This window comes from Streptomyces syringium, assembly GCF_017876625.1.
Lineage (GTDB): Bacteria > Actinomycetota > Actinomycetes > Streptomycetales > Streptomycetaceae > Streptomyces > Streptomyces syringius.
The window spans coordinates 1,801,278-1,813,803 of record NZ_JAGIOH010000001.1 but is presented as its reverse complement, the minus strand read 5'-3'; the positions used below and the strand labels follow the sequence as shown (position 1 = coordinate 1,813,803).

Sequence of the window (12,526 nt, the reverse complement as noted above, 5' to 3'; positions counted from 1 at the left end):
GCCACCAGGGAAATCCGCTAACGTAGTGGACACGCCGAAAGGCGCGAAACAAACCCCCTTCGACGGGGATCGGAAACGAAATTCGAGCCGGGAACGGCACGGAAAAGGATCTGATAGAGTCGGAACACGAAATACCGAAGGGAAGCGCCCGGAGGAAAGCCCGAGAGGGTGAGTACAAAGGAAGCGTCCGTTCCTTGAGAACTCAACAGCGTGCCAAAAGTCAACGCCAGACTATAAAATACCCCGTCTCCGGTCGCTCTGCGATCGGGACGCGGTTCCTTTGAAAGTCCTGCCGGTCCCTTTGGGGTCTGGTGGGCAACAACACAGCGAGGACGCTGTGCACGACCGGACTTATTCCGTCTGGTTGTGCCGCTCAACGCGAGTGTCACCGGATAACCGGTAAACATTCACGGAGAGTTTGATCCTGGCTCAGGACGAACGCTGGCGGCGTGCTTAACACATGCAAGTCGAACGATGAAGCCTTTCGGGGTGGATTAGTGGCGAACGGGTGAGTAACACGTGGGCAATCTGCCCTTCACTCTGGGACAAGCCCTGGAAACGGGGTCTAATACCGGATACGACCTGCCTCCGCATGGGGGTGGGTGGAAAGCTCCGGCGGTGAAGGATGAGCCCGCGGCCTATCAGCTTGTTGGTGGGGTAATGGCCTACCAAGGCGACGACGGGTAGCCGGCCTGAGAGGGCGACCGGCCACACTGGGACTGAGACACGGCCCAGACTCCTACGGGAGGCAGCAGTGGGGAATATTGCACAATGGGCGAAAGCCTGATGCAGCGACGCCGCGTGAGGGATGACGGCCTTCGGGTTGTAAACCTCTTTCAGCAGGGAAGAAGCGAGAGTGACGGTACCTGCAGAAGAAGCGCCGGCTAACTACGTGCCAGCAGCCGCGGTAATACGTAGGGCGCAAGCGTTGTCCGGAATTATTGGGCGTAAAGAGCTCGTAGGCGGCTTGTTGCGTCGGATGTGAAAGCCCGGGGCTTAACCCCGGGTCTGCATTCGATACGGGCAGGCTAGAGTGTGGTAGGGGAGATCGGAATTCCTGGTGTAGCGGTGAAATGCGCAGATATCAGGAGGAACACCGGTGGCGAAGGCGGATCTCTGGGCCATTACTGACGCTGAGGAGCGAAAGCGTGGGGAGCGAACAGGATTAGATACCCTGGTAGTCCACGCCGTAAACGTTGGGAACTAGGTGTTGGCGACATTCCACGTCGTCGGTGCCGCAGCTAACGCATTAAGTTCCCCGCCTGGGGAGTACGGCCGCAAGGCTAAAACTCAAAGGAATTGACGGGGGCCCGCACAAGCAGCGGAGCATGTGGCTTAATTCGACGCAACGCGAAGAACCTTACCAAGGCTTGACATATACCGGAAACGGCCAGAGATGGTCGCCCCCTTGTGGTCGGTATACAGGTGGTGCATGGCTGTCGTCAGCTCGTGTCGTGAGATGTTGGGTTAAGTCCCGCAACGAGCGCAACCCTTGTTCTGTGTTGCCAGCATGCCTTTCGGGGTGATGGGGACTCACAGGAGACTGCCGGGGTCAACTCGGAGGAAGGTGGGGACGACGTCAAGTCATCATGCCCCTTATGTCTTGGGCTGCACACGTGCTACAATGGCCGGTACAATGAGCTGCGATACCGTGAGGTGGAGCGAATCTCAAAAAGCCGGTCTCAGTTCGGATTGGGGTCTGCAACTCGACCCCATGAAGTTGGAGTTGCTAGTAATCGCAGATCAGCATTGCTGCGGTGAATACGTTCCCGGGCCTTGTACACACCGCCCGTCACGTCACGAAAGTCGGTAACACCCGAAGCCGGTGGCCCAACCCTTGTGGAGGGAGCCGTCGAAGGTGGGACTGGCGATTGGGACGAAGTCGTAACAAGGTAGCCGTACCGGAAGGTGCGGCTGGATCACCTCCTTTCTAAGGAGCACATAGCCGACTGCAGACAAACGTTCTGCACGGTTGCTCATGGGTGGAACGTTGACTATTCGGCACGATCGGTTTGGTTCACTAGTACTGCTTCGGCGTGGAACGTGATACTGGATGGGTCGGGTCGGGCACGCTGTTGGGTATCTGAGGGTACGGAACGTAAGTTTCGAGCCTTCGCGATGCCGGCCCCAGTGAACTCGACACTTTGGTGTTGGGGTGGTGGGTGGCTGGTCGTTGCTTGAGAACTGCACAGTGGACGCGAGCATCTGTGGCCAAGTTTTTAAGGGCGCACGGTGGATGCCTTGGCACCAGGAACCGATGAAGGACGTGGGAGGCCACGATAGGCCCCGGGGAGCTGTCAACCGAGCTTTGATCCGGGGGTGTCCGAATGGGGAAACCCGGCAGTCGTCATGGGCTGTCACCCGCTGCTGAACACATAGGCAGTGTGGAGGGAACGCGGGGAAGTGAAACATCTCAGTACCCGCAGGAAGAGAAAACAACCGTGATTCCGGGAGTAGTGGCGAGCGAAACCGGATGAGGCCAAACCGTATGCGTGTGATACCCGGCAGGGGTTGCGTGTGCGGGGTTGTGGGAGTTCTCTTGATCAGTCTGCCGGCTGGTCGGCGAGTCAGAAACCGTACAGGTAGGCGAAGGACATGCGAAAGGTCCGGCGTAGAGGGTAAGACCCCCGTAGCTGAAATCTGTACGGCTCGCTTGAGAACCACCCAAGTAGCACGGGGCCCGAGAAATCCCGTGTGAATCTGGCGGGACCACCCGTTAAGCCTAAATATTCCCTGGTGACCGATAGCGGATAGTACCGTGAGGGAATGGTGAAAAGTACCGCGGGAGCGGAGTGAAATAGTACCTGAAACCGTGTGCCTACAAGCCGTGGGAGCGTCGCTGTATGTGCTTGCACATGCAGTCGTGACTGCGTGCCTTTTGAAGAATGAGCCTGCGAGTTTGCGGTGTGTTGCGAGGTTAACCCGTGTGGGGAAGCCGTAGCGAAAGCGAGTCCGAATAGGGCGATTGAGTAGCGCGCCCAAGACCCGAAGCGGAGTGATCTAGCCATGGGCAGGTTGAAGCGGAGGTAAGACTTCGTGGAGGACCGAACCCACCAGGGTTGAAAACCTGGGGGATGACCTGTGGTTAGGGGTGAAAGGCCAATCAAACTCCGTGATAGCTGGTTCTCCCCGAAATGCATTTAGGTGCAGCGTCGTGTGTTTCTTGCCGGAGGTAGAGCACTGGATAGGCGATGGGCCCTACCGGGTTACTGACCTTAGCCAAACTCCGAATGCCGGTAAGTGAGAGCGCGGCAGTGAGACTGTGGGGGATAAGCTCCATGGTCGAGAGGGAAACAGCCCAGAGCATCGACTAAGGCCCCTAAGCGTACGCTAAGTGGGAAAGGATGTGGAGTCGCAGAGACAACCAGGAGGTTGGCTTAGAAGCAGCCACCCTTGAAAGAGTGCGTAATAGCTCACTGGTCAAGTGATTCCGCGCCGACAATGTAGCGGGGCTCAAGCGTACCGCCGAAGTCGTGTCATTCACACAATAGGTCCAACGGCCGTGTGGATGGGTAGGGGAGCGTCGTGTGCCGGGTGAAGCAGCCGCGGAAGCGAGTTGTGGACGGTTCACGAGTGAGAATGCAGGCATGAGTAGCGATACACACGTGGGAAACGTGTGCGCCGATTGACTAAGGGTTCCTGGGTCAAGCTGATCTGCCCAGGGTAAGTCGGGACCTAAGGCGAGGCCGACAGGCGTAGTCGATGGACAACCGGTTGATATTCCGGTACCCGCTTTGAAACGCCCAATATCGAATCAGACGATGCTAAGCCCGTGAAGCCGTCCTGGATCCTTCGGGTGAAGGGAAGTGGTGGAGCCGGTGACCCGGATCTGTAGTAGGTAAGCGATGGGGTGACGCAGGAAGGTAGTCCAGCCCGGGCGGTGGTAGTCCCGGGGTAAGGGTGTAGGCCGTGTGATAGGCAAATCCGTCACACATTAAGGCTGAGACCTGATGCCGAGCCGATTGTGGTGAAGTGGATGATCCTATGCTGTCGAGAAAAGCCTCTAGCGAGTTTCATGGCGGCCCGTACCCTAAACCGACTCAGGTGGTCAGGTAGAGAATACCGAGGCGTTCGGGTGAACTATGGTTAAGGAACTCGGCAAAATGCCCCCGTAACTTCGGGAGAAGGGGGGCCATGTCCGGTGATGGAACTTGCTTCCTGAGCTGGGTGTGGCCGCAGAGACCAGCGAGAAGCGACTGTTTACTAAAAACACAGGTCCGTGCGAAGCCGTAAGGCGATGTATACGGACTGACGCCTGCCCGGTGCTGGAACGTTAAGGGGACCGGTTAGCTCTGTTTCGACAGGGCGAAGCTGAGAACTTAAGCGCCAGTAAACGGCGGTGGTAACTATAACCATCCTAAGGTAGCGAAATTCCTTGTCGGGTAAGTTCCGACCTGCACGAATGGCGTAACGACTTCTCGACTGTCTCAACCATAGGCCCGGTGAAATTGCACTACGAGTAAAGATGCTCGTTTCGCGCAGCAGGACGGAAAGACCCCGGGACCTTTACTATAGCTTGATATTGGTGTTCGGTTCGGCTTGTGTAGGATAGGTGGGAGACTGTGAAGCATGCACGCCAGTGTGTGTGGAGTCGTCGTTGAAATACCACTCTGGTCGTGCTGGATGTCTAACCTGGGTCCGTGATCCGGATCAGGGACAGTGTCTGGTGGGTAGTTTAACTGGGGCGGTTGCCTCCTAAAGAGTAACGGAGGCGCCCAAAGGTTCCCTCAGCCTGGTTGGCAATCAGGTGTTGAGTGTAAGTGCACAAGGGAGCTTGACTGTGAGACCGACGGGTCGAGCAGGGACGAAAGTCGGGACTAGTGATCCGGCGGTGGCTTGTGGAAGCGCCGTCGCTCAACGGATAAAAGGTACCCCGGGGATAACAGGCTGATCTTCCCCAAGAGTCCATATCGACGGGATGGTTTGGCACCTCGATGTCGGCTCGTCGCATCCTGGGGCTGGAGTCGGTCCCAAGGGTTGGGCTGTTCGCCCATTAAAGCGGTACGCGAGCTGGGTTTAGAACGTCGTGAGACAGTTCGGTCCCTATCCGCTGTGCGCGTAGGAATATTGAGAAGGGCTGTCCCTAGTACGAGAGGACCGGGACGGACGAACCTCTGGTGTGCCAGTTGTCCTGCCAAGGGCATGGCTGGTTGGCTACGTTCGGGAGGGATAACCGCTGAAAGCATCTAAGCGGGAAGCCTGCTTCGAGATGAGTATTCCCACCCCCTTTGAGGGGTTAAGGCTCCCAGTAGACGACTGGGTTGATAGGCCAGGTGTGGAAGACCGGTAACGGTTGGAGCTGACTGGTACTAATAGGCCGAGGGCTTGTCCTCAGTTGCTCGCGTCCACTGTGTGGTTCCCGGGTTGCGAACAGTCGCACCGGTTGAACCAGTATCACCTTAATTAAAGAGTGTGCTTGTTCGCTTGGAACACCCGAAGGTGTTTCGGTGGTCATTGCGTTAGGGAAACGCCCGGTTACATTCCGAACCCGGAAGCTAAGCCTTTCAGCGCCGATGGTACTGCATGGGGGACCGTGTGGGAGAGTAGGACGCCGCCGAACAATATTTCAAGGACCCTTGGTCCCAGCGTTCAACGCTGGGACCAAGGGTCCTTTTTGTTTTTGCCGAAGCGCGCCGGGCAGCCGGGTGCGCGAGAATGACTGCGGTACCCGAAGACTAGGAGTCACGTCGATGTCCACCAACTCTCCCGACGATCGATCGGGCAGCGAGCCGAGGCGTGGTGCCCCTCGCGGGCCTCGACGCGACGACACGCGCGGCGGCTTCCGTCGCGACGACCGCCGCGATGACCGTCCTGCCTTCCGTCGTGACGACCGTGGGGACGACCGTCCCCGTGGCCCGCGCCGCGAAGACGACCGTGGCGGCCGGCCGTCCGGCGGTGGCTACGGCCAGCGTCGCGATGACGACCGCGGTGGTCGCCCCACCGGTGGCGGCTACGGCGGCCCCCGCCGTGACGACCGTGGCGGCCGTCCCTCCGGCAGCGGCGGCTACGGCGGCCCGCGTCGCGACGACGACCGTGGCGGCTTCCGTCGTGACGACCGTCGTGATGACCGTGGTCCCCGTCGTGATGACGACCGTGGTGGCCGTCCCGGTGGTTTCGACCGCCGCGACGACCGCGGCGGCCGCCCCTCCGGTGGTGGCTACGGTGGCCCGCGTCGCGATGACCGTGGCGGCGACCGCCCGGCCTTCCGCCGTGACGACCGTCGCGACGACCGCGGCCCGCGCCGCGATGACGACCGTGGCGGTCGCCCCACCGGTGGTGGCTACGGCGGCCCCCGTCGCGACGACGACCGCGGTGGCTTCCGTGGTGGCCGCGACGACCGCGGCGGTGACCGCCCCGGTTTCCGTCGTGATGACCGTCGTGATGACCGTGGTCCCCGTCGTGATGACGACCGTGGTGGCCGTCCCGGTGGTTTCGACCGCCGCGACGACCGCGGCGGCCGCCCCTCCGGCGGTGGCTACGGCGGCCCGCGCCGTGATGACGACCGCGGTGGCCGTCCCTCCGGTGGTGGCTACAGTGGCCCGCGTCGTGATGACGACCGTGGCGGCTTCCGTCGCGATGACCGTCGTGACGACCGTGGCGGCGACCGTCCGACCTTCCGTCGCGACGACCGTGCCCCGCGCCGTGAGGACGACCGTGGCGGCTTCCGCCGGGACGACCGTGGCGGCGACCGCCCGACGACCTTCCGCCGTGACGAGCGTGCCCCCCGCCGTGAGGACGACCGTGGTGGCCGTCCCTCCGGCGGCGGCTACGGCGGTCCCCGCCGTGACGACGACCGCGGTGGCTTCCGTGGCGGCCGCGACGACCGTGGTCCGCGCCGTGATGACGACCGCGGTGGTTACCGTGGCGGCCGCGATGACCGTGGCTCGCGTCCGTCGTACCGCGACGACCGGCAGGGTGGCGGCGGCTACCGAGGCCGCGACGACCGTTCCGGTGGGTACGGGCGTCGTGACGACCGCCGTGATGACCGGCGCGACGACCGCGAGCCGGTGAAGCGCCTGCCCATCCCCGATGACGTGACCGGCGACGAGATCGACAAGGACGTCCGGCAGGAGCTCATGAGCCTGCCCAAGGGCCTTGCCGAGGAGGTCGCGCGCAACCTCGTCATGGTGGCCAACCTGCTCGACGAGGACCCGGAGCAGGCCTACGCCTACTCCCGCATCGCGCTGCGCCTCGCCTCCCGTGTCGCCGCCGTGCGTGAGGCCGCCGGCTTCGCCGCGTACGCGACCGGCAAGTACACCGAGGCGCTCGCCGAGTTCCGTGCCGCCCGCCGCATGACGGGTTCCGTCGAGCTGTGGCCCGTCATGGCGGACTGCGAGCGCGGCATGGGCCGTCCGGAGCGCGCGCTGGCCATGGCCGGCGAGCCCGAGGTGGCGAAGCTGGACAAGGCCGGCCAGGTCGAGATGCGCCTGGTCGCCGCCGGTGCCCGTAAGGACATGGGCCAGGCCGACGCGGCCGTCGTGACGCTGCAGGGCCCCGAGCTGGCGTCGAACTCGATCCAGCCGTGGACCGCCCGACTGCGCTACGCCTACGCCGACGCGCTGCTCGCGGTGGACCGCGAGGCCGAGGCGCGCGAGTGGTTCGCCAAGGCCCTCGAAGCCGACCAGGGCGGCATGACCGACGCGTCCGACCGGCTCGCCGAGCTCGACGGTGTGGAGTTCACCGACGCCATGGGCGACGAGGACACCGCCGAGGTCACCGAGCCCCCCGCCGCTGTCGAGGTCGACGCGGACGAGGAGCCGGCCCCGGCTGCCACCGAGGTCGAGAGCGTCTCTGTCGAGGACGTCAAGGACGACAAGGCCGCTGACGACAAGGCCTCCGACGACCAGGGCTCCGACGACAAGAGCTGATCGCTGAACGTGGAGGGCGGTACCCCGGGATCCCGGGGTACCGCCCTCCACGCATATCCGGACGACGCCCGTGGCGGCGGGCGTGTGCCCTCAGTTCAGCGCGAGGCTGCGCAGGACCAGGCCGGTGGCCGGCTTGGGGCCGAAGGACGTCGACTTGCGCGGCATGGTCACGCCCTGCGCGGCGAGTTCCCGTACGACGTCCTCGTGGACCGGGTGCATCAGCACGGCCGTGCCGCCGTGCCGCTCGGCCTGGGTGACGGCCGCCGCCGTCTCGTGGATGTAGCCGATGTGTTCCGGATCGTCCGCCACGCGCCAGACGTGCTCCAGCAGCACGGAGTGCAGGACCGTCGCGTCCAGCGTGCGCCACGCCTCCGGGCGGTCGGCGGGGACCGTACGGGCCAGGAGATCCGGGTCCGGGCGGTCGAGGAGGTGGAAGCGGCCGTCACCGGCGAGCACGAAGGCATTGCCCCCGTCGGCCACCGCCTCGGCCAGGGCCTCCAGCGCGCTCGACAGCGGGCCCTCGATGGTGCGTACCCGGAAGAGGCCCTCCACGGCGGCCAGGGCCTTGGCGACCGGGAGACGGTGCAGGAGGCGGTGGATGGCCCGCACCCGCAGCGGATAGCGGGAGGTGTCCACCAGGAGGACCAGACCGAAGTCCCAGGGACCGGGGGCGGGCTGCTCGGCGCGCAGCCGCAGGTACGTGGCCCAGCGGTGGTGGCCGTCCGCGATCAGGGCCTGCTGCCGGGAGAGATCCTCGTCGATCCTGGCCAGGTCGTCCGCGTCGGTGATCGACCACAGGCGGTGGGCGTAGCCGTCCTCCGTGGTCGTCGACAGCAGCGGCTCGCAGCGGATGACACGCTCGATGACGTCCGCCGTGCCGTTCTCGCCGCCCCGGTAGGAGAAGAGCAGCGGCTCGAGGTTGGCCGCGGTGTCGCGCATCAGGGCGGCGCGGTCCTCGACGATGTGCGGCATGACGTCCTCATGGGGGAGGACGACGCCTTCCTCGCGGGGGCTGAGACGCAGGGCGCCGATCAGACCGCGCTGCAGTATGCCGTCACCGCGCTGCTCGTAGACGTACAGGGCGGGCTCGGGGTCGGCGGCGAGGATCCGCTCCTCCTGCCACTGCCGCAGCGTGTCCGCGGCCTGCCGGTGCCGGTCGGCGGCGGTGGCGGCCTGCGGGAGGATCAGCCGCACGATGTTGTGCGGGTCGGCGGTCTCCAGGTGGCGCAGACCGTCCGGCCGCACGACGACGTCATAAGGGGGCGAAGTGACAGCGGCGAGACTGCCCACTCGCTCGGGGACGTAGCGCAGCCCTCGGAAGGGGGCGAGTTGAAGACCCTGCCCTGCGTGACCTGGAGTGCTCATTGGGAAATGTTATGTCCCATGGGCGGATGAGCAATGATCTGTGAAGAGACGTACAGCACAAGGAGAGATCACACGATGAACCAGACCGTCCGGACCGGCCCCGACGGCAGCGGGAAGCGGCTCAGCGAGGCCTATGACACCGCGCTGCTGGACCTCGACGGCGTGGTCTACGCGGGCGGCGAGGCCATCGCGCACGCCGTCGAGTCGCTCGGCACGGCCCGGGACGGGGGCATGCATCTCGCCTACGTGACGAACAACGCCGCCCGTACCCCGGAGACGGTGGCCGGGCATCTGACCGAGCTGGGGGTGCCGGCCGAGCCGAGCGATGTGATCACCTCGGCGCAGGCGGTGGCGCGGCTGATCGCCGATCAGCTTCCCGCCGGCTCCCGGGTGTTGGTGATCGGCGCGGAGGGTCTGCGGGTCGCGCTGCGCGAGCGCGGGCTGGTGCCGGTGGACTCGGCGGACGACGACCCGGCCGCCGTGGCGCAGGGCTACGGCGGCCCTGACATGCCGTGGTCGCGGCTCGCGGAGGCGTCGTACGCGGTGGCGCGCGGGCTGCCGTGGTTCGCCTCGAACACGGATCTGACGATTCCGAGCGCGCGGGGCATCGCGCCGGGCAATGGCGCGGCGGTGCAGGTCGTCCGGATAGCCACGGGCGCGGAGCCGCAGGTGGCGGGCAAGCCGCTGCCGCCGATGCACCGGGAGACGGTGCTGCGGACGGGCGCTGAGCGGCCGCTGGTGGTCGGGGACCGGCTCGACACGGACATCGAGGGCGCGTACGTGGGCGGGGTGGACTCGCTGCTGGTCCTCACCGGGGTGACGACGGCGGCGCAGCTGCTCGCGGCCCCGCCCGAGCACCGGCCGACGTATGTCGCCGAGGACCTGCGGGGCCTGCTGGAGCCGCAGCCGTCGGTGGAGGCCGTGGGTGACGGTTTCCGGTGCGGTGGCTGGACGGCTTCGGCCGACGGTGAGGCGCTGGTGCTGGACGGGGACGGCGACCGCATCGACGCCCTGCGCGCGCTGAGCGCGGCGGCGTGGACGGCGGCGGGGGAGGGCTCCTGCGGCCTGGACGCGGTGCGGGCGCTGGCGCGGGGCGGCTGGTAGCCGGGGTCTTCGGCTGCGGGGCGCCCTGCCGCCTGCGGCGGCGAGCGCCTCTTGCCTGTCCGGCGGATCGTCGGCTGCGGGCCGTCGTTGCCGCCTGCGGCGGTGGGCGCCCTGCGGGCGCGTCCTCAATCGCCGGACGGGCTTAAATCAGCCCGTCCGGCGATTGAGGACACAGCACAGCAGCCCGTCCGGCGATTGAGGACAGAGCACAGCAGCCCGTCCGGCGATTGAGGCTGTTACGCCAGTTCGGCGAGGAGGTCCTCCTCGGTGGCGCCGCGGCGCCAGTAGCCCGTGAAGGTCACCGCCCGGCGGTCGAAGCCGCGGTCGCCGACGAGGTGGCGGCGGAGGGCGCGGACGGTGCCGGCCTCGCCGGCTATCCAGGCGTAGGGGGTGCCGGTGGGCAGTTCCGCGGCGCGGAGGGCGTTCAGCACCGGCTCCCGGTCGGTGCCGCGGACCAGCCAGGTGATGTCGGCGTCGGCGTCGGTGGGGAGGTCCTGGACGTCGTCGGCGTGCGCGACCTCGATCCAGACCTTGGCCTTGGTGCCCTCCGGGAGCCAGGCGAGGATGCCGGCCGTGGCGGGCAGGGCCGTCTCGTCGGCGGTGACGAGGACCCAGTCGGTGCCGACCGGGGGCTGGAAGTCCGCGCCGCCGTTCTCCGTGGCGACCGGGGCGAGGAGCACGGCGCGGTCGCCGGGGCGGGCGGCGTGGGCCCAGGTCGAGGCCGGGCCCGCGTGGCCGCCCGACGCGTCGTCCCCGACACCGTGCAGCACGAAGTCGACGTCCATCTCGTCCGGCCCGTAGCGCATCTCCCGGACGGTGTAGGTGCGCATGACGGCCCGTTCGGACGCGTCCTGGGCCCGCCACTCGCCGAACCAGCTCTCGTCGCGGGCGGGCAGGACCGGCGCCTCCTGCCCCGGCTGGGGCAGGAACAGCTTGAAGCGCTGGTCGCGGCCGTCGACGACGACGTCACCGAGGTCGTCGCCGCCGAAGGTGACACGGGCCATGGCGGGGCTGATCCGCTCGGTCCGTACGACGTGCGCGTCGAAGAAGCGGTAGGGCGGGGCGTCGGACATGCGGTGGGGTCCTTTCGGGCGGCGTCAGGAGGCGGGGCGGGCGGTGGGCGCCGGTGAGGAGGGGGCCTCAGCAGGGCCTCAGCTGACCTTCTTGGCCTTCTCGAGCGCGGCGGCGAGGCCCTCGACGAGGGGGGCGCAGCCGGCGTAGGAGTAGCGCGGCTCGCTGAGCCAGGGGGTGATCTGGCCGGCCTTGACGGCGGGGAGCTGGGCCCAGGTGGGCTTGGACTCGAGGTCCTTGGGCTGCAGGGCGGAGGTGCGGTTGTCGAGCAGGATCAGGTCGGCGGCGTACTTGCCGGCGTTCTCCCAGCTGAGGCTCTCGAAGAAGCCGCCGGTGACCTTGTCGGGGACGATGAACTCGACGCCGAGCTGCTTGAAGTAGGTGAGGTCGGCGTAGACGCTCGGCTCGGAGACGTAGAGCAGGTCGGCGGAGCCGGACGCGCAGAGGACCTTGAGGCCCTTCTTGGCCTTGGCGGCCTGGCGGAGGGTCTCGGACGCCTTCTCGAAGCGTGCCTTCGCGTCCGTGACCTTCTTGGCCTCGAGGTCGGCGCCGAGCGACCCGGCCAGCTCGGCGTAGCGTCCGATGACCTGGGTCAGCGAGACCTTGGTGACGCCCAGGCCGACGCTGGGGGCGAGGCCGAGGATCTTCTTCTTGCTGTCGTCCGGCACGTACCAGAGTTCCTGCGCCTGGAGCATGTTGGTGACGAGCAGTTCGGGGCTCATGGCGGCGTACTTCTCGACGTTGAACTCGCCCCAGGCGTTGCCGAGGATCGTCACCTTGTCGACGTCGAGGTCGCCGGCCTGCGGGTCGGGCTTGCCGTCCTTGAGCTTCGTCGGGCCGAAGACGCCCGCGCACTCGAAGCCGAAGTCGTACAGGGCGGCGGCGGTACCGGTGAAGGCGACGACCTTCTTCGGGGTCTTGTCGGCCTTGACCGTGGTGCCCCGGTCGTCCTTGAAGGTCCAGGGGCCGGAGTCCGAACCCGAGCCGCTCCCGCCCGAGTCCTTCGAGCCGCCACCCCCGCAAGCGGTGAGGAAGGCGCCGATGCCGAGGGCGCCACCGGCGGCGAGGAGGCCGCGACGGGACGGGGAGTGGGTGCGGGAGGTGCTCATGGAGACGTT

General features: G+C 66.1%; 6 protein-coding genes and 3 rRNA genes. 6 read left to right on the top strand and 3 right to left on the bottom strand.

Annotated elements, in window-relative coordinates:
* Positions 1-406: 406 nt before the first annotated feature.
* The 5 genes from JO379_RS07970 to JO379_RS07950 all read left to right on the top strand — a co-directional run bounded on the left by JO379_RS07970 (position 407) and on the right by JO379_RS07950 (position 7,868).
* A 16S ribosomal RNA gene (locus tag JO379_RS07970) occupies positions 407-1,930 on the top strand.
* Positions 1,931-2,209: 279 nt separating this feature from the next.
* A 23S ribosomal RNA gene (locus JO379_RS07965) occupies positions 2,210-5,333 on the top strand.
* A 110-nt stretch (positions 5,334-5,443) separates the two neighbouring features.
* Positions 5,444-5,560: ribosomal RNA gene (gene rrf, locus JO379_RS07960) — 5S ribosomal RNA — on the top strand.
* Together the 16S, 23S and 5S rRNA genes form the textbook arrangement of a ribosomal RNA operon.
* A 176-nt stretch (positions 5,561-5,736) precedes the next feature.
* Complete coding sequence (locus tag JO379_RS07955) at positions 5,737-7,011, top strand: hypothetical protein (protein WP_209514437.1); 1,275 nt, start codon at positions 5,737-5,739, stop codon at positions 7,009-7,011.
* 5 nt (positions 7,012-7,016) lie between these two features.
* Positions 7,017-7,868: a tetratricopeptide repeat protein gene (locus tag JO379_RS07950; protein ID WP_245381887.1), complete on the top strand. Its 852-nt coding sequence runs from the start codon at positions 7,017-7,019 to the stop codon at positions 7,866-7,868.
* A 90-nt stretch (positions 7,869-7,958) separates the two neighbouring features.
* Here the strand turns inward: JO379_RS07950 and JO379_RS07945 are convergent, their stop codons facing one another.
* Entirely contained in the window at positions 7,959-9,233 is a 1,275-nt protein-coding gene (locus JO379_RS07945) for a DUF1015 family protein (RefSeq protein ID WP_209514435.1), read from the bottom strand.
* Positions 9,234-9,308: 75 nt separating this feature from the next.
* Here JO379_RS07945 and JO379_RS07940 point away from each other — a divergent pair, with 75 nt between their 5' ends.
* Positions 9,309-10,337 (top strand): HAD hydrolase-like protein, encoded by a 1,029-nt coding sequence (locus JO379_RS07940; RefSeq protein ID WP_130877055.1) that lies wholly within the window; start codon positions 9,309-9,311, stop codon positions 10,335-10,337.
* 236 nt (positions 10,338-10,573) lie between these two features.
* Here JO379_RS07940 and JO379_RS07935 read toward each other — a convergent pair whose 3' ends face one another.
* Both JO379_RS07935 and JO379_RS07930 read right to left on the bottom strand, forming a co-directional pair.
* The gene (locus JO379_RS07935; protein WP_209514434.1) at positions 10,574-11,410 is read right to left on the bottom strand and encodes a siderophore-interacting protein; all 837 of its coding nucleotides are present in this window, start codon (positions 11,408-11,410) and stop codon (positions 10,574-10,576) included.
* 78 nt (positions 11,411-11,488) lie between these two features.
* Positions 11,489-12,517 (bottom strand): ABC transporter substrate-binding protein, encoded by a 1,029-nt coding sequence (locus JO379_RS07930; protein WP_130877053.1) that lies wholly within the window; start codon positions 12,515-12,517, stop codon positions 11,489-11,491.
* Positions 12,518-12,526 lie beyond the last annotated feature (9 nt).

Coding starts and splice junctions, on each gene's coding strand:
- JO379_RS07935 (WP_209514434.1), bottom strand. CDS start 11,410: ATGTCCGACGCCCCGCCCTACCGCTTCTTCGACGCGCACGTCGTACGG.
- JO379_RS07945 (WP_209514435.1), bottom strand. CDS start 9,233: ATGAGCACTCCAGGTCACGCAGGGCAGGGTCTTCAACTCGCCCCCTTC.
- JO379_RS07940 (WP_130877055.1), top strand. CDS start 9,309: ATGAACCAGACCGTCCGGACCGGCCCCGACGGCAGCGGGAAGCGGCTC.
- JO379_RS07930 (WP_130877053.1), bottom strand. CDS start 12,517: ATGAGCACCTCCCGCACCCACTCCCCGTCCCGTCGCGGCCTCCTCGCC.